This window comes from Moritella sp. 5, assembly GCF_018219455.1.
In the GTDB taxonomy this organism is placed as follows: domain Bacteria; phylum Pseudomonadota; class Gammaproteobacteria; order Enterobacterales; family Moritellaceae; genus Moritella.
The window spans coordinates 4,225,109-4,252,069 of record NZ_CP056122.1 but is presented as its reverse complement, the minus strand read 5'-3'; the positions used below and the strand labels follow the sequence as shown (position 1 = coordinate 4,252,069).

The following is a 26,961-nucleotide window of genomic DNA, read 5'->3' as shown; positions in this document are numbered from 1 at the left end:
ATTAATTGTTAGATCAGGGACAGATTATGTCAATAGTAGATTGTGTAAATAGTAATGAACCATCAGATTGGACTGGACTTTCCTTTTCACAGCAACGGTTATGGTTATTTCAACAGTTAAATCCACAGAGTAAAGCGTATAACCTCGGCGGTTTATTATGGATTGATGGTGAGTTAGATGTAATCAAACTTGAATCTACTATTGAAACGGTCCGGCAGCAGCAAGAGATATTACGAGCTCAGTTTACTGAAGTAGATGGTATTCCTTGCCAGCGCTCAGTACCTTACATCTATCAAAAATTAGCTTTTATTAATTTAGAACATCATTCAGAAGCGGTGTCGGAAGCTCAATGTCTTGCCCGTAAATTATGGCTTGAACGCTTTGATTTAGAGTCTGGACCTTTGATTCGATGCTGTTTATATAAAGTGGCCGAGAACAAACATGCTTTGCTTATATCTGGGCATCATATTTTAGTTGATGCTTGGTCATTACAATTAGTAATCAAGCAGATTATCTCGGGTCTCTCTGATAAGCAGCTTAAAGTAAGAAAAAGTCAGAATTATTTCAGCTATGCTCAGGAGCAACGAGATTGGTTAGTAAGTTCTGATGCTCAAAGTGAATTAGCTGATCTTCATAAAAGTGTGAACTATGATTCTGCACGTTTAACACTGCCACGTTTGAATGAGCTACAGCAAGATACATATACTGCGTCACATTATTGCCCTGAGTTTTCTTATGAGCTTAATGACGCTGTTTCTTGCAAAGCGAAACAGCTAGGTTGTAGCAAGTTTACGTTACTACTAGCTGGGTTACAGCTAACAATGAATACTTGGAGCGGTGAGGGGAGTCCGACTCTTTGTGTCCCTAATTTCAATCGAAACTCAGCTAATAGACGTTCGTTAGGGTTCTATGTCAACAATATGGCATTAAATACGGCTTTCTCTCCGTTGATGACGACGGAAGAATGGATTGATTCATGTAAGAACAATTTAGATAAAGCTCAAAAATACCAGCATTTACCACTTGAACTTCTTGATAATAATGAGGATCAAGTTAATGCTCAGGTTGCTTTTAATTTCCGTAGTCATGGCGATGGGTTAACGCAAACATCGGATGAATTACTTATTCGCTTCGAAGAGTTTGAAGTCAGTGAAACGCCATTTGAAATCGTATTAGATGTGATATCTTCTGAGCAATTAAGTTGTCGTTTTGTCTACGCCACAGAATTATATTCAGCAAATGTCATGAAACAATTCTCTCATCACTATTTTAAAATGATTGACTTACTCTGCCTGCCTGAAACCATCACACTTGCTGAAATTGAATTATTTGATGATGAGGAACGAGACACCTTAAATAGTTTTGCAACTCAGCCTCACTATTGGGAATATCAACCATTACCTTCGCTTATTCAAAAGCAAGCTGAATTACGACCGAATGCAATCGCACTCGTGCATGGCGATGAACGTTTAAGTTATCAAGCATTGGAGCATCAAGCGAACCAACTTAGCCATTATTTGATTGAGCAAGGTGTTAGCGCTGACATGCCTGTCGGTGTCGCGTTTGAGCGTGGTAATACGATGTTAGTTGCTATGCTTGCTGTTCTTAAGGCTGGCGGCGCATTTTTGCCTTTGGATCCTGCTTATCCGAATGAGCGTTTAAGTTTTATGCTTGAAGATAGCGGTGTTGATTTATTGCTTACTGATTCAACATTATCAGCGCAAGTCCCTTGTCCTAATAGCATTAAATCTGTTTATCTCGATCAACAAATGATGGGTAGTTATTCGACTGATGTCCCCGATGTCGAATACCATCAGCAGCAATTAGCCTATCTTATTTACACCTCTGGCTCGACGGGCAAGCCTAAGGGCGTTGCGTTAACACATGCAGGATTAAGCATGCATGTTCAAACCATTGGTGAACGCTATGGCATGACACCTGATGATGTTGAGCTACACTTTGCCTCAATAAGTTTTGATGGTGCAGTAGAGCGTTGGGCTGTGCCATTGGCATTTGGTTCTCGTTTAGTGATTCGTGATCAGGCGTTATGGAGTGCAGAAAAAACCTGCGATGTACTTGTACAAGAAGGGGTAACCATTGCGTGTTTCCCGCCAAGTTATGTGGGCCCGTTATTAGATTGGATCAGCTACAGTAAGCCGAATTTAAAAGTACGCTCTTGGACATTAGGTGGTGAAGCGTTTACGCGTGAAACTTACGACCGGTTACAGCAGGTATTGAAACCACAACGCATTATTAATGGTTATGGCCCAACGGAGACCGTGGTTACTCCAATGATATGGGAGGCATATGCAGAGACTGAATTAAGTAGTGCATATGCGCCGATTGGTACTGCGGTGGGAGAACGACGCTTATACATTTTAGATCCTCAACTCAATCGAGTCCCGCTTGGGATGTCGGGCGAACTGTATATTGGTGCCGAAGTGGGATTAGCACGAGGTTATCATGGTCGTGCTGATCTGACTGCGGAGCGATTTTTACCTGATCCTTATGGTGCTGCGGGAGAGCGTATGTACCGAACGGGTGATTTAGTGCGTTGGCGTGACGACGGCGTTATGGAATATTTAGGCCGCATAGACCAGCAGATCAAAATACGTGGTTTCAGGGTCGAATTAGGTGAAATAGAATCAAAACTGCAGTTGCTGAGTGGCGCAGAGCATTGCGCTGTTGTCGCTCATGAGGCACCGGGCGGTAAACGTTTGGTTGGTTATTTACAGCAAACAGACAAAGCGCAAATAACCGAATTCAATGAGGATGTATTATTACAACGCCTTGCCGTTGAACTACCTGATTATATGGTACCAGCGACATTGGTGGTATTAATTAAATTACCCTTAACACCCGCGGGTAAAGTCGACAGACAGAATTTATTAGCACCCAATTGGAATGAATTAGACGATGCTTCATACATAGCGCCAGAAGGTGAAACAGAAGCGTTACTGAGTCAGTTATGGAAAACCTTGTTAGGTGTTGAATTAGTCGGGCGTGAGAGTAACTTCTTTGCATTAGGTGGTGATTCAATTTTAGCATTGCAGCTTGTCAGTCATGTACGTCAAGCCGGGTTATTATTAACGCCAAAAGACATTTTTGATAAACCAATACTTACTGATATGGCTTGCTGCATTTTAGTGTCAAATGACATACCCGCAGACCAATCAGAATTACAAGGTAGTGCTAAAGTTAATGCGGTTCAGCAACGTTTTCTTACTCACTATGGTTCAGTCAATTGTAATCAATATTTACATTTTGAATTGAACGAACAGTTAGTCCCGTCATTGTTAAAGAAAGCCGTTTACGCTTTAATTCAACATCATGATTCTTTACGTTTATGCTTTAAACAGACTGAAGATGGTTGGGATTGCGATCACCTGAGTATTGACCAAGCTTCATTCGTGTTTCAAGAACGTCAATTAGATAATAATATTGGGGAATATGTTAATGATTTACAGGAGGCTTTAAATATTGAAAAAGGCCGCTTATTAGGCGCGCTTTATTTAGCTGATGATGTTAACCCTCAATTTATACTCACAATCCACCATTTGGCTGTCGATGCTTATTCTTGGCGGGTGCTATTAGAAGATCTAATGCATGCTTATCAGCAGTTAGCCCTTAAAGATAATATTCAATTAGTGAACAAAACCCACAGTTTGAATGATTGGGCTTCTGCGCTTTCAAATCGCTCAGTTTCCGCTAAAGCACTTAGCTATTGGCAAGCTCAAGATAACATTGAATCGTTATTTGAGTTAGGTGATGATTCGGGCATTTCGACATCGCAATGGACAGTTGAAAATAAAACTTTAGCGCATTGGACTCTACAGGCGAAAACGTATGCAAGGCTCAATCTAGAAGAATTACTCTTGTTGATTATGGTTGAAAGTTTATTTGCCTTTACCGAGCGTGACCTAGTGCGATTACATCGTGAAAGTCATGGCCGGTTTGGGGACGAATATGGTTTAGATTTAAGTCGCAGTGTTGGTTGGTTTACGTCTCTCTATCCACAAGTGTTTAAGGGGCATATCGATTTTGAAACTCGCTTAAAACAAACTAAAGAACAATTACGAAAAGTTGAACTCGGTGGATTAGATTATAGTGCGTCAATACAGCAAGGTTTAATGACGAGTCGTGATTCGATTGATGTGTTGTTTAACTTTTTAGGTAAGGTCAGTAGTCATGAACATGATGCGCTGAAACTTAAAGAATCAGGGTTGTGGCGAGCGATAGACTGCCAAGCCGATGCTGCAATCGTATTGAATGCGCAACTTACTCATAACGGTTTAGCGTTGAACTTTGAGTTTGACAATACAGCCTTTACTACTGACCAGCGTAATGACTTTATCGCGTTATTCCAGCAACAATGCGTCATTGTGGTCTCTCATTTTGATGCGAATAAACCATTATTGACACCATCAGATGTTGCATTAAGTGGACTGGACCAAGCTAGCCTTGATTTGATTAGCGACATACCTGAGGATATTTGGCCTCTTTCGAGCTTACAGCAAGGGCTATTATTTCATGGCGAATTAGCGACAGGCAATAGTTCATATATAAATCAACTTGCTTTGCCAATGCATGCACTCGAACCGAGCAAGCTAATGGATGCTTGGGCATTGTTAATGCAGCGACATCCAATTCTAAGAGCCAGTGTTTTAAATAATAAAGGCACAGATTTTATGGCTATTTGGCCTTTACGTGATCTGCCTTTTGTGGAAGTTGACCTGCGTTTTGAGGTGGATATTACAACGAGTATTAAACAGCTTCGCGAGCGTCTAATTACGCAAGGTTTTGAATTAAATCAGGGGCCACTATGGCGGATTGATTTATTACGTATTGCTGAACATGATTATATTTGCATCCTGACTTTACATCACGTGTTGATGGATGGTTGGAGTACAGGAATATTATTCAGTGAGTTATTAGGCCTATATGCAGGTGATAACTTCTCTCGATCTGCTGACTCTTTTGACCAATATCTAATGTGGTTAAATCAGAGTGATACTGATGCTGCAAGTACCTTCTGGCAGCAGTACTTATCTGATATTGAATCACCAACTCAATTGACGGTTAGTTATGGTGACTCTGATTATTCTAAAGAGACTGCGGAGGACGGGTTCCAGCGTTATAATTTAGATTTTACAGCATTACAAACATCCTTGTTTGAATCTCAATTAAAGTCACAAGGACTTACTCTAAATACCTTGATGCAAGGTGCTTGGGCGTTGACTCTCGGTATCCTAAGCCGTCAAAATAATCCTGTATTTGGTAATACGGTATCAGGTCGACCGACCGAGTTACTGGGTAGTGATGCTATGGTTGGTTTGTTCATCAATACGTTACCGATGACTGTCGCTATTGAGCCAAATGCTCTGGTGCTAGATTGGTTACATAAATTACAACGTGAAGGTGGAGCACAACGAGAATTTAGCTATTCATCACTGGCGCAGATCCAGCAGGATAGTGGTTGGGCTGGAGAGTCCTTATTTGATACGTTAGTGGTATTTGAAAATTACCCACTGGATGAAGCGTTATTTAAACAAAATAAATCAGGCTTGCAATTAGGTGAGCCTGACAGTTATGAATTTACACATTATCCGCTCACGTTAGCTATTTTACCTGGGGAATGTTTACGGATCGTATTTGCTTATGATCAAACTAAATTTAGTGCAAGTCAGATTGAGAATATTGCTGAGTTAATGGCGTTACATCTAAATGACTTAGTGAGCAATCCGCAACAAATGCTCGCATCACTGACTTCTGTATCAGAGTCGACGTTAGTGCAACTAAACCGGTTTTTAACTCAGCCGCATAGTTGGAATTATGAAGCGTTGCCTTTATTGATTCAGAAACAAGCACAATTGAGACCTGATGCGATAGCGTTAGTTCATGGTAATGAGCGGTTAAGTTATCGCATGCTTGAAGTGCAAGCTAACCAACTTAGCCATTACTTAATTGGGAAAGGTGTTGGTGCCGATGTTCCTGTCGGTGTTGCTTTTGAACGCGGTAATTGCATGTTAGTGGCGATGCTTGCCGTGCTTAAATCTGGCGGGGCATTTTTACCATTAGATCCATCTTATCCTAGCGAACGATTAAATTACATGCTGGCAGACAGCGGCGTTAAGTTATTACTTACCCATTCGTTATTAGCTGAGATAATCGTTGGTCCTAAAGGGATAAAACACGTTTATCTTGATCAGCAATTAATGACTGACTATCCGACTGATGCGCCGAGTGTGGATTATCACCCTCAACAATTAGCTTACCTTATTTATACTTCTGGCTCTACAGGCCGGCCCAAAGGTGTTGCCTTAACACAGGCTGGTTTAAGTATGCACGTGCAAACTATCGGTGAGCGTTATGGTATGACACCAGATGATGTTGAACTTCATTTTGCATCGATTAGTTTTGATGGCGCGGTCGAGCGTTGGGCTGTGCCGCTGGCATTTGGTTCTCGTCTTGTTATCCGAGACCAAGCATTATGGAGTGCGGAGAAAACGTGTCAGGTGCTCGAGCAAGAAGGCGTGACAATCGCTTGTTTCCCCCCGAGTTATGTCGGACCACTACTTGATTGGGTTGCTTATAATAAACCGGCGTTAACGGTTCGCTCATGGACCCTCGGAGGCGAAGCGTTTACCCGTGAAACCTATGAACGTTTACAACAGGTATTACATCCTCAACGTGTTATTAATGGCTATGGCCCAACCGAAACCGTTGTGACCCCTATGATATGGGAAGCTTATGCGGAAACAGAATTGAAGAGTGCCTATGCACCAATTGGTACCGCAGTTGGTGAACGTAGACTCTATATCTTAAATAACGAGCTTAATCGTCTACCTGTAGGTGTCCCTGGTGAGTTATATATCGGCGCTGAAGTTGGCTTAGCCCGTGGTTATCATGGCCGTGCAGATTTAACTGCTGAACGATTTTTGCCTGATCCTTACGGTATCGCTGGTGAGCGTATGTACCGGACGGGTGATTTAGTGCGTTGGCGTGGTGATGGCGTCATGGAATATTTAGGGCGTGTTGATCAGCAGATTAAGATCCGTGGATTCAGAATTGAATTGGGTGAAATAGAATCAAAATTACAGCAACTAAGTCGTGTTGAGCACTGTGCTGTCGTTGCGCATGATGCGCCAGGTGGAAAACGTTTGGTGGGTTATTTACAACAGTCAGAGGGATCATTAGGAAGCCTTGATGAAGCCATGCTATTACGTAGTCTCGCTGAAGTGCTTCCTGACTACATGGTTCCAGCCAAGATTGTTGTATTGAATAAGCTGCCGTTGACACCGGCTGGAAAGATCGACCGACAAAACTTATTCGCGCCGAATTGGACGCAACTTAATGATACAGAATTCAAAGCGCCTGAAGGGGACGTTGAAGAATTATTGAGTCAAGTATGGCAGCGCTTATTAGGTGTTGAGCGTGTCGGGCGTGACAGCAATTTCTTTGCATTGGGTGGACATTCATTATTGGCTATGCGTTTGGTTGGTGAATTAGATCAGAAATATCAGTTAGCGTTGCCATTACAAGCCATTTTTGATTCGCCAGTGCTGGCTGATATGGCGTTTAAGTGTGTAGTTAAACATTCAAGTAAAGACATGATTGTTGCAGTGGACAGAGAGCAATCTATTCTCGCCAGTGCAGCACAGCGAAGACTTTGGTTTATGCATCAGCTTGAACCGACTAGTGCTGCTTTCCATATGCCACTAGCACTTGAATTCAAAGGTGAGCTAAATATTCCATTGTTGCAACAAGCATTAAATCGTTTGTTGATGCGCCATGAGGTTTTACGCACTCACTTTATTCACGAACAAGGTGAGGTATTACAAAGCATAAACCCTCATGCTGAGCTTGTCCTGACATTAGGGGATATGGATAGGGCACAAGCAACTGTTAATTTTGCTGAATTGTTAGCGCTACCGTTTGATCTTGAAAGTGATTTATTAGTAAGGGCTAAACTGGTGCGCTTAGCTGAAAATCACTATCAATTTTTATTAGTGCAGCATCATATAATCTCTGATGGCATCAGCACCCAGTTATTATTGAATGAACTGAGTGACGATTATGCGTTAATGCTTGATTCAGAAAAATCTGTACTGGAAGCATCTGCTTTACAATATGCTGATTTCTCACATTGGCAAAAGGATTGGCTGTTAAGCGAGAAAGTGGAGTCACAGTTAACTTGGTGGAAAGAGGCGCTTGTTGCTGATATTGAGCCTCTCAATTTATATCCAGAGTCGCATTCAAGCGAACTATATTCTCAAGGTGAACGCTATCATTTTGAATTAAGTAGTCACCAGGTGAATGCAATACAGTCATTAGCGTCTGAACAGAATACGACAACGTTTAATGTGTTACTAACTCTCTGGCAACTGTTATTACATAAATATACCCAGCAGGATGAAATTCGCATTGGTGTGCCTGTTTCTGGGCGTTCTCAGAATCAAACACAGGCCATGCAAGGTTGTTTCATTAACAGCATTGTTATTCCAGCACGTTTTTCTGATGAACTATCGTTTTCGACTTTGCTTGAACAGGTGAGTACGTTTTCATCTGGAGCATTACAAAATCAGGACTTACCGTTCGAAATGCTTGTTGCTGAGATAGGACCGAAAGGTAATTTACAGCAACATCCTTTGTATCAGAGTTCATTTAATTTACAGCGTATTGATAAATCATTTTTACAAAATTGGACTGGTTTAGACGTGACCACATTTGACCCTGGTGCGGGTGGCGCACAATTGGATTTAAGCATGGATATGCAACAATTCGATGACGGCTCATGGGCTGGATTTTTCAATTACGCCGTTGATCTGTTTAGTGCCAATTATATAGCGCGTTTACATGGTCACTGGCAGCATTTACTCGTTCAAGTAACAGCAACGCCAAGTATTGCGGTTTCACAATTAACGCTGATAACAGAGAGTGAGCAAGTCGCTATATCTCAAATGAATACGACGCAATATGACTGGGGCGGTTTTAAACCTTTAGCCGTCACCATTCATGAACAAGCGCTGCTCACGCCTGATGCGATTGCTGTCTCTATGGGAGAACAGCAAATTAGTTATGCACAATTCGAACAACGCGTTAATCAATTAGCGCATTACCTACAGGCTAAGAGGGTAGGGCCTGAAGTTCGTGTCGCTATCGGTTTACCTCGTTCTGTTAATTTAGTTATTGGTATTCATGCTATTACACGTGCTGGTGGCGCTTATGTACCGTTAGACCCGAGTTATCCAAGTGAACGATTAAGTTATATTTTACAGTCTGCGGATGTAGGTTTATTACTTACTGATGTTGAGACGCAGGGGCTTTGGTCCGAGCAAGATACGTTAGAGGTGATCACCCTCGATAATCTGGATTTGGCTGCATACGCTAAGCAACCGCCTTCTGTTGCATGGCATCCTGACCAAGCTTTGTATGTGATTTATACCTCGGGATCCACTGGATTACCGAAAGGGGTGGTGAATACTCAGGGCGCATTGCAGAACCGATTAAACTGGAAGCAGCAATATTACGCTTTGCAGGCTAGTGACTGTGTATTACAGAAAACCCCATTTAGTTTTGATGTTTCTGTATGGGAGTTTTTCTGGCCATTAATGTTCGGAGCTCGTTTAGCTATTGCACCACCTGATGCACATAGAACACCTTGGCAGTTACAAGAAACTATGGTGAACGAAGGTGTGACAACCGTTCACTTTGTACCGTCGATGTTACAGGCGTTTATCCATGATGCTGCACTCTCTGAATGTCGTCAATTACGTCAAATTATTTGTAGTGGTGAGGCATTACCAGTTGGTTTATCTAGTACAGTTTTAACCCAAGCGCCGCACATAGCATTACATAACTTATATGGCCCGACGGAAGCGGCCATAGATGTGAGTTATTGGCAGTGCCAGATTGATTCGGAGCAACGAGTACCGATTGGTTTCGCTATTGCCAATACAGAATTACATGTTCTCGATGAAAGGCTTTACCCTGTACCTATCAGCGTGCCAGGAGAGCTTTATCTTGCAGGTCATGGGTTGGCGCGTGAATACATGAATCGTGCTGATTTGACCGCAGATCGCTTCGTTCCTAATCCCTTTGGACAAGCAGGATCTCGTATGTATCGTACTGGTGATCAGGTCGTAAGACGTGCTGATGGTGCTTTAGAGTATCTAGGCCGTTTAGATCATCAGGTTAAAATTCGAGGGTTACGCATTGAGTTAGAAGAAATTGAAAGCCTGTTAGTCAAAAATTCAATTATTTCAGATGCTGCAGTGGTGGTTCATAACGCGCCAGCAGGTGATCAATTAATTGCTTATTTGGTTTGTGCACAACTGGATAATTCAGTTGAGCTGTCAGTTAAAAAGTATCTTGCCGAACATTTGCCTGATTATATGGTACCAAGCTTATTTATTGGTATTGAGCACATGCCTCTGTCCCCTAATGGTAAGAGAGACCGTAAAGCATTACCTACGCCTGTATTACAAAATAAAGGTTATCACGCGCCTGAAACAGAGCTGGAAATATGGTTAGCAGCGAGCTGGTCTCGCTTACTTGAATTAGAAACCGTCAGTCTAGATGATAATTTCTTTGTGCTTGGCGGGCATTCTTTGTTAGCAACTCGTGTTATTGCTGCGGCGAGAGAAGAACTTAGTATAGAAATTAATTTACGTGATTTTTTCAATGCATCTGACCTACGAGCACTGGCTGAGTTGCTCGAACCTGAATTTGTTCTCAATCACCAACAAGAACATTTAGAACTTGATGAAATGGCGATGTTATTAGATGAGTTGGAGGCACTATGAGTATGAATAAGATTGATAAACACGCACTGGCTCGACGTTTTATCGAATTAGGTGCACCGGAACAAGAGAAATTTTTATCCTTGTTGCAGGCAAAGGGGTTTAGTTTTGAACGTCTACCTATCGTGCCAGTGAAAGAGTGTGAGTTATCTCCTTTGGCCCCAGCACAATTACGCTTATGGCATATTTATCAGATTGACCCAGACAATAGCGCTTACCATATGGTTGGTGATTTTGAAATTAATGGCGCGTTAGATCATGGATTATTTGAATCGGCATTACAGCAAGTATTGGCGCGACATCAGATATTACGCAGCTATTTTGTCAGTAAAGATGACGTAACATGGTTAAAGTTAGACACTGCTCCAATCGTGCCTTTAGAAGTACAGGATTGGCGACTTAAATCTGAGGCTGATCTTTATTCTTTCTGTGATAAACATGCACAGAAACGTTTTAACTTGAGTTATGAATTACCGTTGAGAGTCGCTTTAATACAAGTTGGGCAGCAGACGTGGCATTTACAATTAGTTATGCACCATATTGTTTCTGACGGTTGGTCGATTGATATTTTTGTTCGAGACCTTGTGCAAGCATATCGGGGCGTCCCGTTAACAGTGCTAAATATTCAATATACTGATTTTTCGGTTTGGCAGACGGCAATGCTACGCGCCGGAAAGGCACAGCAACAGTTGAACTATTGGAAAGCAAAGTTAGGTCCAGTGCAACCTGAATTACTGATTGCGCATGATACATCCGCAAAGATCCATCAGTTGCGACTTGCTGGTCATTGCCAATATTCATTATCTACGAATCGAACGGCTAAGATCTCAGCGTTAGCGCTAAAACAAAGGATCACACCATCGAGTTTGTTGCTTGCTGTTTGGCAGTTAACACTTGCAGCCTACAGTGGTCGTAATGATATTTCGGTCGGTATTCCAATGGCGAACCGGGATCGAGCTGAAGTTGCTGACATTATTGGTTTTTTTGTTAATACCATGGTTATTCATAATCAAATTTGGCCATCTAGCCAAGCTATCGATTGTTTGAAACTAACACATGAAGCTGTATTAGAAGCACAAGAACATCAGCTTTTACCTTTTGATCAATTAGTGGATGGTCTTGGTATATCACGTAATGTAGGTGAAACACCGCTATTTCAGGTGCTATTTAATCATCAACAGACGTCTGATGCATCGATTGAATTGGTCTCTGGGGTTAATATTAAAAGCTGTGATCAGAAAGGCCGCCACGCCTTGTTTGATTTGGCCTTAGATATCAGAGAACCAACCCAAGCGCCTTGGGAAGTCATTTTAACGTATGCTAAAGACCGATTTAAGGTAAGCACTGCGGAACAATTATTGAGTGGTTTTATTAAGTTTTTAGATGAAATTGTTGCACAGCCTACAATACCAGTAGGGCAACTTAGTTTAGTCAATCAGCAAGCCATGGATCTGCTGAATGATTTCTCGACGCAGGCTCACACTTGGGAGTATCAGCCATTACCTTCGCTTATTCAAAAGCAAGCTGAATTACGACCGAATGCAATCGCACTCGTGCATGGCGATGAACGTTTAAGTTATCAAGCATTGGAGCATCAAGCGAACCAACTTAGCCATTATTTGATTGAGCAAGGTGTTAGCGCTGACATGCCTGTCGGTGTCGCGTTTGAGCGTGGTAATACGATGTTAGTTGCTATGCTTGCTGTTCTTAAGGCTGGCGGCGCATTTTTGCCTTTGGATCCTGCTTATCCGAATGAGCGTTTAAGTTTTATGCTTGAAGATAGCGGTGTTGATTTATTGCTTACTGATTCAACATTATCAGCGCAAGTCCCTTGTCCTAATAGCATTAAATCTGTTTATCTCGATCAACAAATGATGGGTAGTTATTCGACTGATGTCCCCGATGTCGAATACCATCAGCAGCAATTAGCCTATCTTATTTACACCTCTGGCTCGACGGGCAAGCCTAAGGGCGTTGCGTTAACACATGCAGGATTAAGCATGCATGTTCAAACCATTGGTGAACGCTATGGCATGACACCTGATGATGTTGAGCTACACTTTGCCTCAATAAGTTTTGATGGTGCAGTAGAGCGTTGGGCTGTGCCATTGGCATTTGGTTCTCGTTTAGTGATTCGTGATCAGGCGTTATGGAGTGCAGAAAAAACCTGCGATGTACTTGTACAAGAAGGGGTAACCATTGCGTGTTTCCCGCCAAGTTATGTGGGCCCGTTATTAGATTGGATCAGCTACAGTAAGCCGAATTTAAAAGTACGCTCTTGGACATTAGGTGGTGAAGCGTTTACGCGTGAAACTTACGACCGGTTACAGCAGGTATTGAAACCACAACGCATTATTAATGGTTATGGCCCAACGGAGACCGTGGTTACTCCAATGATATGGGAGGCATATGCAGAGACTGAATTAAGTAGTGCATATGCGCCGATTGGTACTGCGGTGGGAGAACGACGCTTATACATTTTAGATCCTCAACTCAATCGAGTCCCGCTTGGGATGTCGGGCGAACTGTATATTGGTGCCGAAGTGGGATTAGCACGAGGTTATCATGGTCGTGCTGATCTGACTGCGGAGCGATTTTTACCTGATCCTTATGGTGCTGCGGGAGAGCGTATGTACCGAACGGGTGATTTAGTGCGTTGGCGTGACGACGGCGTTATGGAATATTTAGGCCGCATAGACCAGCAGATCAAAATACGTGGTTTCAGGGTCGAATTAGGTGAAATCGAATCAAAACTGCAGTTGCTGAGTGGCGCAGAGCATTGCGCTGTTGTCGCTCATGAGGCTCCGGGCGGTAAACGTTTGGTTGGTTATTTACAGCAAACAGACAAAGCGCAAATAACCGAATTCAATGAGGATGTATTATTACAACGCCTTGCCGCTGACTTGCCTGATTATATGGTACCAGCGACATTGATGGTATTAGCTAAATTACCCTTAACACCCGCGGGTAAAATCGACAGACAGAATTTATTAGCACCCAATTGGAATGAATTAGACGATGCTTCATACATAGCGCCAGAAGGTGACACAGAAGCGTTACTGAGTCAGTTATGGAAAACCTTGTTAGGTGTTGAATTAGTCGGGCGTGAGAGTAACTTCTTTGCATTAGGTGGAGATTCAATTTTAGCATTGCAGCTTGTCAGTCATGTCCGTCAAGCCGGGTTATTATTAACGCCAAAAGATATTTTCGAACAGCCAGTTCTTAAACAGCTTGCAGCTTTGTTGCAAGAAATCACCGAACAGAAGGCACAGTTATTACCGACGTCTGAATTTGCATTAATGCCAATTCAACAACATTTTTTCTCACAACAACCAGCAGAACCGTCTCACTGGAACCAGCATGTTTGTGTTGAGTTAAAGCAAAGTATGAATGTTGATGCGTTAGCTAAATCATTACATTCTATTGTTGCCCATCATCCCGCACTTCGTCTTAAATTTAGTCATGGAAATAAAGGGTGGGTACAGCAATATACTGATGTTATTTCATCCGATTTATTATGGAACTGTAAGATCGATGATGATGCTGAATTTTCTGTATTAGCATTAGAACTACAGCAAAGTTTGAACATTTATAAAGGTGATTTGTTACGTGCTGCGCTAATAAAGCAGCCACAAAAAGCGGACCGACTATTACTCGTTATTCATCACCTTGCTATAGATGGTTTTTCATGGCGAATATTGTTTGATGATTTATGGTCGGCTTATCAACAGTTCAGTACGATGCAAGAAATACAATTGCCTGCTGTGTCAGCAAATTATAATCAAGTCATTGAGCAACTGAATATTTGGACTCGAACCTTAGATATGCAACAGCAGCGTGAATATTGGTTTGCACAAGGGTCATCTTCATCTTTACCTCTTCCTATTTATAAGAATAGACGAACGGAAAGTGTCAAATTAGGTATTGAAGATACACAAATATTATTGCGTAAAACCGTCGGTCAATTAAATGTGCCAACGCCAAACCTATTAATTACCAGCTTAGTGCAAACGTTAGCATCGGTGGATAAACCAGATCTACATTTATATTTGGAAGGGCATGGGCGAGAAGAAAGCGTATTTGGTGCGCTTGATTTAAGCCGAACAATAGGTTGGATGACGAGTCTTTATCCGATTAAATTAAGTTGGTCTGCATATGCTGAGACTTGTCTAGAGTCGATAACTCAGCGCTTGAATGAGGCTCAGCAAGATGGCGGTATTGGCTACGGTGCCGTGATGTCTTATGAATCTTCAAAGATCTCGGTTAATGCGGATATCACATTTAATTATTTAGGTCAGTATGTCGATAATGGTTTTTCACATTGGTGTAAACCGATTGTTGCTGGTGGCCCTCCACAATCTGATTTAAACCCAATGCTTACCCCGTTAGTTATTAATGCACAAATTACGGAAGGGCAATTAAGCTTAGATTGGGAATATGCACATACACACCATACTGAAAATGAAGTGACCCAGTGGGCGAATGATTTTGTCGTTAATTTACAAAAATGGCTAGGCCGTATCGGTAACAATACTGAGATCAAGGCAGATCTACGCCTATTAGAACCACTCAATCAACCTTGTGGTACTGAACCTGCTATTTTTTGTATTCATCCCGTTACGGGAAGAACGACAGGGTATCAATTGTTAGCTGAAAGATTAGCAGGTAAGCGCCATCTAATTGGTATCCAGTCACGGAGTTTTATTGATGATGGTTGGTTTGATGCATCTTTATCGGCGATGGCCGAGAGCTATTATCAAACGATTAAGTCGGTACAAAATGAAGGTCCTTATTATTTACTTGGTTGGTCTTTAGGCGGCGCGCTGTGCTTGGAAGTTGCAGCTAAGTTAGAAGCGAATAAACAGGACGTTGCTTTTATTGGATTACTTGATTGTTATGTACCTGGATTTGAGGTTGCTGACGATCAATGGGACTCACCTAAAGCGCAACAAAAACTGATGGAACATTTAAGTTTATTACTCTCCCCATTAAGCCAGTATCAGTCTCAGCAATGTCTTAAATTATTAAATGAAAGTAGTCCTGAACAGTGGCCTTCCCAGTTTGATATGTGGTTATCGACAATGCCTGTTTCTCGCCATATGGCAGAAAATGCACGGCAAGTCTTGTTTAGTTGGGCTATTGAGCAGCACATGAGAGCAATCTGTGCTGGCTATCAACTTGCTAGCGTGGATAGAAAAGTTGAAAGTTGGTGGGCTGCTAATCCTGAGGGGAGAGCTCAGCAGTTAAGCTCGGGACTAGAAAGTATTAACTCGCTAGAGTCTAAAAAAATTGTAAATAGCGATCATTTAGGCATTGTTCGAAATGAAGGCGTTATATCAGATTTAGCTGTTCGTTTATTGAATCAGTAAACGGCGGTCATTTTAAAAGGTTAAATCCAACCTTTAAGGGAATTGATAATCATTATCAATATTATAATCATATGTATTGGAGTATTTATGTTGTTTAAAAACCAGCGGATGGACGCATTTGTTAGCCAGAAATTTGTTAAAAAATCTTTGGCAACAGCTGTAATAATGGGATTGATGGTAAATTCTGTATCAGCAAATACGAATGAAAATTCGGAAGAAGAAATTGTTGTTACTGCAGAATTTAGTAATCCAATTGGCCCCGATTTTGGTTATGTTGGTGAAAATAGCATGACAGCAACCAAAACGGATATGCCGATAAGCAAAACGCCAAGAGCAGTATCTGTTGTGACAAGAGAGCAGATGGATGATCGAGCGTCTGTGAGTGTGGCTGATGCTTTGCAATACACCCCGAGTATTCAGGCCAATTTTTATGGTGAAGATAACAAGCAAGATTGGTTTGTTATTCGTGGTTTTAATCAGGCTAATGATGGTTTGTATCAAGACGGAACGAGAGTCGATTCGTCAGGCTTTTATAGTTATCAAGTCGACCCGTTTGGTTTAGAACGTGTTGAGATATTACGTGGTCCAGCATCGGTATTGTACGGACAAAATCCCCCAGGCGGTGTGATTAATGTGATCAGTAAACGACCTCAACATGGTGGTAATTTTGGTTTCGTATCGGTGGATTATGGCACCAATGATCGTCAGCAATTAAGCCTAGATCTTGGCAGTGATATCACTGATGACATCGCTTGGCGTTTAGTTGCTTTAGGTCGTAAAAATGGCACTGATGTTGACAATGTTGAAGCTGAACGTATCTATCTTGCCCCATCAGTGAGTGTCAACTTTAATGACAATACTAACCTAACGGTACTTGCGAGTTATCAGAAAGACGACTCAGACCCTTATTTACAGTTTTTACCGATGGAAGGGTCATTAACTGAAAATGAGAATGGCTTCATTGGTGATGATGTTGCTATTGGTAACCCTGGTTATGAAAAATTTAAGCGTACTCAAGCTGCATTAGGTTATGAATTTAGCCATAAGTTTAATGAGTCAGTTCAGTTTGCTCAATCTGTGCGTTATAGCCAATTAGATATTGATTTAAAGCAGATGTATGCTCTTGCTTATGCTCAAGACGCTCGTCTGGAAGCAACAAGAACCAATATCTTACGAGGTTTATCAAGTGAAGAGGGTAAATCGAAAAGTTTTTCTGCGGATAACCGATTAATTTATAAGTTTAATACGGGTAAATTAGATCACACATTGTTATCTGGTATTGATTATCGCTGGCTTGATATAAAAGGGCAAAGCTTTGGTGGTAGCGTTCTCGTCGCTGACGGAAATACGCCGATTAAAGTTCCAACCCCATATCCAGGTATATATCTTGACACTTATAATCCACTATTCAATCCGTACAACCCGAGTTATACAGACAATGTTACTTTATTAAATGGGACCACTTTCCAACCTGTAACAGATGCAGACCGTGAAACGACAACAAGTGAAAAGCATCAACTGGGAGGCTATTTACAAGAGCATATGTTGATTAATGATAGAGTTGCTATCACGTTAGGTGTCCGTTTTGATGATACAAAATCTACCTTTGAAAATAAATCAACCAGTGCAAAGCAAGTAGTTAGTAACCAAGAGTGGACCAAAAGTGCAGGGGTGGCTTATATCTTTGAGAATGGATTAACGCCATATGCTAATTATGCCGAACACTTCCAACCGGTTCTTAAATTGGACAAAAACGGAAATTCAGCTCTACCAGAGAGCGGAGAACAATTTGAAATTGGTCTGAAATATTTACCACAATCTTTCGATGGTTCATTTAATGCGGCGTTGTTCCAAATCAACAAAGAGAATATGGCGACCTCGGATGCTGCTGGTAATTTGCTTCAAATTGGTGAAGTCGAAAATAAAGGTATTGAGTTAGAAGCCGTTGCTAATGTGACTTCGGGGCTAAGTTTAGTTGCTAATGCAACTTTCATGGACTCAGAAATTGTTAAAGATAATGATGCCTCTAAGGTGGGTAACCGTCCGATGCAGGTCGCGAATACACTTGCATCAGCTTGGGCTAACTATCGTTTCTTTGGTAACAGCCTAGAAGGTTTAGCGATTGGTGTTGGTGGCCGTTATGTTGGCGAAACTTATGCTGACGATACTGAAACAACAAAGGTAGCTGATTTTACGTTAATGGATGCAACTGTGAGTTACACCATTAACAATATGAAAATCCAAATTGCAGCTAAAAATCTTATGGATAAAGAGTATGTGTCAACTTGTGGTTATGGTAATTGTTTCTATGGTAATGGCCGAAATGTGATTGCGAGCCTTAGCTATGCTTGGTAATTCTACCATCGAGTACCCGCAGCCTTCTGGGCTGCGGGTGACGCTTGCTACACATAATCACTGGCAAGTTTACCAACAAGACCACGTTATATTTAGCGGCATTCTTATATCGCCGACTAAGTTTCAACTAAATAGAGAACATTTACAGGGGGCGTTATTGCTGCCTGTGTGTCATGCGATATTCAGTACTATCTCTACGCTTGAATGTATCAGTTTAGAGGCCGGAAATCCTTTGGTTAATACTGATTATATGCAAAGAACGTCGGATGGGGAATATTTGTTATTTAAGTCGATGTTATGGCAGTTAGGTGAGTTGTGGTTAGCACAGCCAGAATCTAAGCCATTTCCACATATGCAAGTTCTTGATAGTGCTGGTTATCACCCATTGCGAGCGCACCCACTGACTGGCGACCTATATCACCGATATATTCCAGAGTTAAAGTCGTGGATAAAGCTGCGAACACTTGATATTGACAGAGATTTAGCGCTTTTTAACCGCTGGCAAAATGATGAGCGTGTTGCGGCTTTCTGGGAACAAAAAGGAACATTAGATGAACACCGGGATTATTTGCAAACACAGTTAAACGATCCTAAAAATCAAATAATCATCGCTTCTTTTGACGACCAACCATTTGCTTATTTTGAAGTGTATTGGAGCAAAGAAGATCGGATCGCGCCTTATTATGCCGCCGGTGATTATGATCGTGGTATTCACATGCTTGTTGGAGAGGATAAACATCGAGGTCCGCATAAAGTATCAGCTTGGTTAAGCTCGTTGTGCCATTACATTTATTTATCTGATCCTCGTACATTGAGAATCGTCAGTGAGCCGAGAGCTGATAATGAAAAAATGATTAACTATTTACAACAGCAGCATTTCTCTAAGCAAAAAGAATTTTCATTTTCGCATAAACGAGCGGCGTTGATGCTGCAGTTTAGAGACAGTTTTTTTACTCAGTTTAAATATACATAAAAGTAAATGGGTAGTACTGCATCAAAGGAGTTAGGTAAGGTATGTTAGATAAAGCAACACTATATGATGTAATTGGCATCGGTTTTGGCCCCGCTAATTTAGCTGTGGCAATCGCAATGCAAGAGTCATCGGTGAATGAACAAAGCATGAGCTACTGTTTTCTAGAAAAGAAACCAGCATTTGAATGGCATGGCGGCATGTTGCTAGATGGCACAAGAATGCAGATATCTTTTTTGAAAGATTTAGTTACACAGCGTAATCCGTCAAGCAATTATACTTTTGTGAATTATTTACATCATCATAATCGATTAAATTCATTTATTAATCTCAGTTCGTTCTCACCTAGCAGAATAGAATTTAATGACTATTTATCTTGGGCGGCGAGTCATTTTTCAGAGCATGTAGATTATGGTGCTAATGTTGTTTCTGTTGAGCCAGTTGAAGTTGAAGGTGAAGTTAATATTGTTAAAGTAGTCTCGCTAAATGCGCAAGGCACTGAAGATATTCGTTATACCCGAAACCTCATTGTAGGGGTTGGGGGCGCACCTAAATTACCAGATCAATTTTTAGATCACCGTAGTGATAAAGTTATCCATTCTTCAGGGTATAAAATCTGGCGGAAGACGTTTAAAACCGAAAATAATAAGCCTAAAGTTGCTATTGTTGGCGCAGGGCAAAGTGCCGCAGAAATTTTTGTTGAATTATGTAACGACTATCCTGATGGTGAAATTAATCTGGTTAATAGAGGACGGGCGATTTATCCCGCAGATGATAGTCCATTTGTAAATGAGATATTTAATCCTGAGTTTACAGATGAAATTTATTCGTATGCACCTGAGGAACGTAATTCAGTGATCCAAAGGTACAGTGGTACTAATTATTCGGTTGTCGATAAACCAGAAATTGAAGCGATTTATGAGCGATTATACTTACAAGAAGTAACAGGTAAAGGTGTACATAAATATTTACCTTTACATGAGATATCTGAAGTCGCAATAGCTAAAAACCATGTCGCAATGAGGCTTCGTAATACCTCTACACAAGCTAAAGTTTGGCATGATTATGATGCTATTGTACTTGCTACAGGTTACCATTATAACAGTTTTAATACATTGCTTGATGAGTTAAAACCGTGGATGCATATGGATAATGTTGAACGTTGTTACCGCCTTCCTCTAAAAGATGGGTGTAACGTAAATGTATTTTTACAAGGTTGCTGTGAATCGACGCATGGCTTAAGTGATACCTTATTATCGATATTAGCGGTCAGGTCCCAAGAAATTGTGAATTGTTTAGTGGAACGGATCTCCGAATCTAAAAGCAATGTTTGTGTTTAGATTCGGGTGATATTTTGAGTCTTCCTATATTAGCTCCCCTTTTTCAGGGGGAGTTTAAGCAATACGCGAATATATTTCGTTTTCCGGCGGGTAATAATACCTCATTGCCAGCCTCGGTTTTATTAGACCCTAATTTTGTTAAGGAGCAATTGGTGCTATTTAGACCTGATTGTGACGAGACCTTAGATGCAGAGGTTCTATCCGAATGGAGTAAATATTATTTTATTCGTATCTTAGCACCTGTTATCGTTGCTAATGTGCTACTAGGACATGCGTTACCTGTGCGTTTATCTGAGCTTGAATTAATTTTTGGCAACGATGGGACTGTCCATGGTTTTGTGGTTGAAGAACAAGGGACTACTATTACAACGACTGATGTGAGCCGTTATGATAGTTTAGTCGAATATAACTTAAAACCACTGATCGAGTCATGGGCATTACATTTCTCAGTACCGATTAAGATTCTATGGGTCAATGCTGCCAGATATATCAATTGGATTAATGTTCAACTCGAACTGGCTGGGATGGATGGTGAGATATGTAAAACAGTAAATCAATTATTAGAACATCGATATATAAATGACAAGATAAATCCGATGTTTGGATGTTATCGGTTAAAGCGAATAGCGGGTAAGTCTGTAAAAATAAGGCGTAATTGCTGTTTGCGTTATCGATTACCGACGACAGAGCTTTGTGATGACTGTCCAAGATTACTTGAACCCAAATAATATATTGAAGTAATCGACAGCCATCCTTGGCTGCTAATCATGATTAGATCTTAGCAAGTGATGTTGGGTAATTTCTATCGTGAGCAATCTCGCAAGCGAGTCTATTGATATCACTTTCAGATAAAGCCGTAAAACTTGCATTAACATTACGGCACTCTGTTAATTGCTCATGTGAGTAATCAAATAGTTTATGTATAATTTGATCGGCGACTGTGAGTGCTGACGATGCTTTAACTATTTCGGCTCTAGCATATTGCAGCCCTTCAAACGAGACGTCATAAGCGCGTAGAGATACATCATTACCTGGTATTTGTTGCGCACCAAATAATGGCCTTCCTGCGGTTATTGCGTTGTTAAAGCTAGGGATAAAATGACTGATATGGTGAATCGCTTTTTGCGTTCGGCTATCCGACTCTTCTTTATCCCAACCTTGGACGAGCTTGTTGATGAAGCTTTTATCTAGTTTAGGTTGGGCACTGTCATCGGTACTTTTAGCTAAGCCATTTTTAAATAATGTGATTTCCTCAGTCATTCCGTGTAATTGGAAATAGCCATCAGGGTAAGGTGTTAATTGCGCCATACCTTCAGGTGTCCCTCGTTCGCCGTGAAAGACAACTTCTGGCCAACGTTCACTTTGTTCCCAATGCGTAATGTAGGCAGCCTTAAATTCAACCATTCGTTCTTTTGGTGTATCTGCCATGTCATCAATAACACCAGTTCTATAACCACAAGCATTAATTAAATAATCAACTTCGGTTGTTGTCTGTTTATCGTTTTCAGCATGTGTGATTAACCAGGTGTTATCCGCAGTGTAAGCAACGTTTATCACTTTATTGTTAACCAGTAAGTTGCAAGACCTTGAGGCATTCAAACTAAGCTCTGTACTTGCTGCGATACGGAATAAACTTAAACCGTACTCTTGAACCATCAATAATGGAAATTTAATTGAATCGAGATCAAGTGTTTTGGCAAGCGGGATCATCCAGTCGGAGAATTGCGCTATCTCAGACGCTTGTGATTCTTTTTTCAATCGTTCGAGATCATGACGGGTAAACATTTGGTAATAATCGTCGGGTTCACCGAGTACTTTATTACTTTCATCGGCTTGAACTAACGCTTTGTAACGTTGAGTTAACAATTCAAGTCGTGGTAATAATGTTTCTATGTTACTCGCATCGCGCTGAGGGATTGCAATTACGGTTGGACGCTTATTGATGCAATGCGGGTAGATCTTCATTGTCGCGATTGACTGTTCTAATAACGTAAGGCATTGCTCGTCGGAAATGTCTGGGTAAAGGTTGCCGCCAGCATGTAAATGACATACCGGTGGGCCATTGACTAAGCTAACACCTTCTTCAAATAAGGTCACATTTATGTCTAACCCAGCTAAACGCAGTGCGATAGTACTACCAGCGATACCACCGCCGATAACCGCAATGCGTTTTGATTTTAAAGTAGACGGTACGTTATTGATCATTTTCTTCGCAACGTATAAATAATTAGATGACTTATTATGCCAATTATTTATACTTGAATGAAACTTATTTTTAGTTAAAGTGTATTTATACTGCTAAATAGCGCTGAGCCTTTCGTATTCGCATGAACTTTATCCCGTTGCTAACCAGATCCCGACAAAGACCATCAGTGAGCCTGCGATTTTATTGAGTAAGCGGACATTATTACTTTTCTGTAAAAAGAGACGCAATGTTTGTCCACCGCTCGCATACATTAATAAACAGCTAAATTCAGTAATCAGAATAATAGCAACGAGTACGGATAGCTGTGGCGTTAATGCTTGGGTAGGGTTAATAAAAGGCGGTAATAGCGAGATCATAAATACCCAACCTTTTGGGTTCGCGATCGCAGTCACAAAGCCTTGGCTGGCTAATTGAATTGGCTTCACTGTGCTTTCAGGCCCTAGGCTATCAGAAATAGCGAGTTTACCCTTTGATCGCCACATTTGAATACCAAGGTAAATAAGGTAGCTACCACCGAGGTATTTAAGAGCTGAAAATGCGCTAGGGTATTTCAGCATAATCGTTGCTACACCAATAACAGCCAGAATAGCAACCAAGCCTACGCCCAATAACTCTCCCCACATCATGTGCAGACTGCGCTTTACGCCAATCGTCATGCCTAATGTCATCGATAATGTCATACACATACCGGGTGTAATAGAAACGAAGAAAAATGTAGGGATAAAAAGTGCTAAAAGCTGTAAATCGATGGCGGACATTATATAAACTTAGTTAATTAGATGAAGCTGAGTAATATATCATTCAAGAAGTTTTCTGTATTCTATTGTTGAATGAATATAAATTAGCCGTTTTTAACTTTGTGAACTTGATCAAGCCATTCATTTTAAATTTAGCCAAGTATAGGTTTAAAAATTAATCCTTAAGCCTATACTTATCAATCACAGCAATTGTATTTAGAATTTAGACTGGAATGACGCTTTAATGATAAAATTTATTACCTCTCCACAAGACATGCGATTATCTGATGTTGAAACTGCACAGTATGATCAAATCGTAGATTATGTTACTGAAATAAGCTTGAATTTAATGGCTGTTAAAGTGACGAACCGACCTGAAGATTTTCTTGGCTGGTGTAATGAATTATACAATTACGCGCGTTACGGTATTAATATGGAATTGCTTGATGCAAAACATGAAAAACCGTTACAAAAATTATTGCAGTTATTAGAAAAGTCGATCACTTGCCGTCAGGTTAAAACGTCACGTATAACACCTTGGCCTTTCCTAAAAAACTTTATGCTTGATCAAGCTGATCGCCAAGCATTAGATGAACGTCTTCGCTTATTAAACTATATCAGCTCATTACGTATAAGTACGTTAGCGGATATGTCAGATCTTGAACGCCTCGCATTTGCAGGTAAACACTTATCTGCGCACGTACCTACAAAATTTGATTTTGATGTTGAACTATTTGGTAGTACGCGTGGTTCAAAAGGCTTCCACGAGTTATTGCAACATACCCCATCTCTTCTTGATGACGCTTTAGCTGCGATCCCGTTAGAAGGCGAAGTGAGCGAAGCTGATTATAAAGAGTTTGTAAAACGTTATACAGCGGCTTTTGCTACCTTAGATAAAGGCAAAGCAGGTTTGTTTGTTGCGACTCGTTTATTGGCGATGCGCCGACCTGATGTATTCCTGGTATTAACAGCATCAAAAGTGGATGCACTTTGCCAAGGTTTTGGTCTCGTTAAACTAAACGCAACAGACTTTACACGTTACTGGGTGGATATTATTGAAGCGATTCATCGTCAACCTTGGTTTAAATCGGCACAGCCAGAAGATGCAACCGAGCTTGAGCTATGGAATAACCGTGTCGTGTTATTTGATCTGTTCTTTTTTGTGGATAAAGATTTCGCTGCTAAATCAAATTATTTAAAATTGAAGAATAAGCCTGCTGTTGTTCGCAGCGCAACGGGTGGTCGCACTCGTACTGCGGGTGTTGTACGTCAAAAGCGTACTAAGGAAAGTGCCACAGAAGCGGTAGATCGTTTACTTGCAGATCCTGAGTTACCTGCTTATTTGCAAAGTAAACGAGACTCTATGATTATTGAAGTTGAAAAAGGTAAAAGTGCAACAGAAGTAATGCAGTTAATTAGAGCAATCTTTGGCTAGCGCTTAGTGGACCTTTAGTCATTAAGGGTCAACTACAGAAATAAAAAAGGCTTCAATAATTGAAGCCTTTTTAGTATTTACTATTTATTATTTATCAAAGGCTAATTAGGCCTACAGCTTGCAAGAATACGATTGCAATTGCTACTGGTGACAAATAACGTAGACAGAACATAACCAATTTATAAGCCACTTCAGATAAACCAAACTCTTCACGAGTGACTTTCTCATTTACAACCCAACCGACTAATACCGCAGTGAATAGACCGGCAAGTGGTAGCATGATGTTTGCTGTTAGTTTATCTAAAGCATCAAAGAAGTTCAGACCCATAACAACATCTTGAGCCCAAGGTGCACCACTGAGTGAGAATACTGTTAGTAGTGATAGCCCCCAAATAGTACAGCCCGCTGCGATTGTTGCTTTAGTACGGCTTAAGCCAAGGCGTTCGTTCAAGTAGGCTACTGGTGATTCAAGAAGTGCGATCACGGATGTGAATGCAGCAAATGTCACCATGATGAAGAATAGCGTACCAAACAAACTACCTAATGGCATTTGACCAAACGCGATAGGTAATGACACGAATAGTAGACCAGGACCCGCAGAAGGCTCCATACCATTAGCAAACACGATAGGGAAGATAGCCATACCTGCGATAAGCGCAACCGCTGTATCCATGATCGCGATCCAGATAGATGTTTTCGCGATTGACGTACCTTCAGGCATATATGTACCGTAAATCATCATGATGCCTGATGATAAACTTAGGGTGAAAAATGCGTGCCCTAGCGCTGTTAATACACCATCAATAGATAATTTTGAGAAATCTGGCGAAAACATGAATTGTGCTGCTTCACCAAAGTTACCTGTTGCAGCGGCGTAAACCATGATAATCATCAATAAGACAAGCAATGATGGCATTAGGTAAGTCACGGCTTTCTCGAGACCGGCATTAACACCACGAATTAATACTAACATTGCTGCGACAATTGTAATTGAAGACCATAAGATCAGTTGTGTTGTATCCGTAATTAAACCGGTGAATAGTGCCCCAATTTCATCTTTATGAGAAATTTCAGAACCAGCGGTTGCAAGGAAGTCGCCACTAATACCAAAGAAGATATAAGCAGCTGCCCAACCTGCAATAACGATATAGAAACTTAAAATTAATGAACCTGCAATAACACCTGATGCACCTAGTAGAGACCAAATGCTTGAGCCGCCAGACTCTTTTGCAATCGTAGCTGAAGCATTAGCTGGTGATGTACGAGAGCGTTTACCAATCATAACTTCTGCCATCATGACAGGAATACCGATTAGTAGAATACAAAATAGGTAGACAAGAACGAATGCACCACCACCATTTTCGCCCATGATGTAGGGGAACTTCCAAAGGTTACCTAAACCTACAGCCGCGCCTGCTGCTGCAAGTACGTATTTAAATTCGCTAGACCAGCGATTGTCAATTGTTGTGCTTGTTGTCATTTTCCCATCCTGGGTTATGTATATAGTTATGTACATACTAATAACATATTAAAAACACCGAGATAAGGACTTTAATTAGATGATAACTCTAAAATGGCTGTTATTTATTTAGCTAACGCTTGGTTATTGGTGTTTTAAGGTTTAAAGATTCATGTATCTCTTTAATGTTGGTGTTAAATGCTTATATTTTAAGTGTGTGCTGTATATTACGTTTTTTTACTGCATTTGAGTTAATGAACTGTTGATTGTTTGTTTTTTATTCTAAAG

General features: G+C 40.9%; 10 protein-coding genes. 7 read left to right on the top strand and 3 right to left on the bottom strand.

The features are described 5' to 3' along the window. Window positions 1-26 precede the first annotated feature (26 nt). The 6 genes from HWV01_RS18895 to fhuF all read left to right on the top strand — a co-directional run bounded on the left by HWV01_RS18895 (window position 27) and on the right by fhuF (window position 21,564). Complete coding sequence (locus HWV01_RS18895; protein WP_211673005.1) at window positions 27-10,805, top strand: non-ribosomal peptide synthetase; 10,779 nt, start codon at window positions 27-29, stop codon at window positions 10,803-10,805. Next, the gene (locus HWV01_RS18890) at window positions 10,802-16,171 is read left to right on the top strand and encodes a non-ribosomal peptide synthetase (protein ID WP_211673004.1); all 5,370 of its coding nucleotides are present in this window, start codon (window positions 10,802-10,804) and stop codon (window positions 16,169-16,171) included. Before HWV01_RS18895 ends, HWV01_RS18890 begins: the two co-directional genes overlap by 4 nt. A gap of 87 nt (window positions 16,172-16,258) precedes the next feature. Then, window positions 16,259-18,526, top strand: a complete 2,268-nt coding sequence (locus HWV01_RS18885) for a TonB-dependent siderophore receptor (protein ID WP_211673003.1) — start codon at window positions 16,259-16,261, stop codon at window positions 18,524-18,526. Next, window positions 18,516-19,499 carry a GNAT family N-acetyltransferase gene (locus HWV01_RS18880; RefSeq protein ID WP_211673002.1) on the top strand — a complete coding sequence of 328 codons (984 nt, stop codon included), beginning with the start codon at window positions 18,516-18,518 and terminating at the stop codon, window positions 19,497-19,499. Before HWV01_RS18885 ends, HWV01_RS18880 begins: the two co-directional genes overlap by 11 nt. A 41-nt stretch (window positions 19,500-19,540) precedes the next feature. After that, the gene (locus HWV01_RS18875) at window positions 19,541-20,836 is read left to right on the top strand and encodes a lysine N(6)-hydroxylase/L-ornithine N(5)-oxygenase family protein (protein WP_211673001.1); all 1,296 of its coding nucleotides are present in this window, start codon (window positions 19,541-19,543) and stop codon (window positions 20,834-20,836) included. Window positions 20,837-20,988: 152 nt separating this feature from the next. Beyond that, window positions 20,989-21,564 (top strand): siderophore-iron reductase FhuF, encoded by a 576-nt coding sequence (gene fhuF, locus HWV01_RS18870; RefSeq protein WP_211673000.1) that lies wholly within the window; start codon window positions 20,989-20,991, stop codon window positions 21,562-21,564. A 43-nt stretch (window positions 21,565-21,607) separates the two neighbouring features. On the opposite strand, the gene HWV01_RS18865 is transcribed toward fhuF, so the two are convergent. Continuing rightward, on the bottom strand, window positions 21,608-23,041 hold the full coding sequence (locus HWV01_RS18865; RefSeq protein WP_211672999.1) for an FAD-dependent oxidoreductase: 1,434 nt from the start codon (window positions 23,039-23,041) through the stop codon (window positions 21,608-21,610). A gap of 129 nt (window positions 23,042-23,170) precedes the next feature. Further along, on the bottom strand, window positions 23,171-23,800 hold the full coding sequence (locus HWV01_RS18860; RefSeq protein WP_211672998.1) for a LysE family translocator: 630 nt from the start codon (window positions 23,798-23,800) through the stop codon (window positions 23,171-23,173). A gap of 223 nt (window positions 23,801-24,023) precedes the next feature. Here HWV01_RS18860 and HWV01_RS18855 point away from each other — a divergent pair, with 223 nt between their 5' ends. After that, entirely contained in the window at window positions 24,024-25,214 is a 1,191-nt protein-coding gene (locus HWV01_RS18855) for a hypothetical protein (RefSeq protein ID WP_211672997.1), read from the top strand. 94 nt (window positions 25,215-25,308) lie between these two features. Here the strand turns inward: HWV01_RS18855 and HWV01_RS18850 are convergent, their stop codons facing one another. Then, entirely contained in the window at window positions 25,309-26,694 is a 1,386-nt protein-coding gene (locus HWV01_RS18850; RefSeq protein WP_211672996.1) for a sodium-dependent transporter, read from the bottom strand. Window positions 26,695-26,961 lie beyond the last annotated feature (267 nt).

What these genes read in the sequence shown, in the direction of transcription:
- HWV01_RS18875 (WP_211673001.1), top strand. Translation starts at nt 19,541, where the DNA reads ATGTTAGATAAAGCAACACTATATGATGTAATTGGCATCGGTTTTGGC.
- HWV01_RS18865 (WP_211672999.1), bottom strand. Translation starts at nt 23,041, where the DNA reads ATGATCAATAACGTACCGTCTACTTTAAAATCAAAACGCATTGCGGTT.
- HWV01_RS18890 (WP_211673004.1), top strand. Translation starts at nt 10,802, where the DNA reads ATGAGTATGAATAAGATTGATAAACACGCACTGGCTCGACGTTTTATC.
- HWV01_RS18850 (WP_211672996.1), bottom strand. Translation starts at nt 26,694, where the DNA reads ATGACAACAAGCACAACAATTGACAATCGCTGGTCTAGCGAATTTAAA.
- HWV01_RS18855 (WP_211672997.1), top strand. Translation starts at nt 24,024, where the DNA reads ATGATAAAATTTATTACCTCTCCACAAGACATGCGATTATCTGATGTT.
- HWV01_RS18860 (WP_211672998.1), bottom strand. Translation starts at nt 23,800, where the DNA reads ATGTCCGCCATCGATTTACAGCTTTTAGCACTTTTTATCCCTACATTT.
- HWV01_RS18880 (WP_211673002.1), top strand. Translation starts at nt 18,516, where the DNA reads ATGCTTGGTAATTCTACCATCGAGTACCCGCAGCCTTCTGGGCTGCGG.
- HWV01_RS18885 (WP_211673003.1), top strand. Translation starts at nt 16,259, where the DNA reads ATGTTGTTTAAAAACCAGCGGATGGACGCATTTGTTAGCCAGAAATTT.
- HWV01_RS18895 (WP_211673005.1), top strand. Translation starts at nt 27, where the DNA reads ATGTCAATAGTAGATTGTGTAAATAGTAATGAACCATCAGATTGGACT.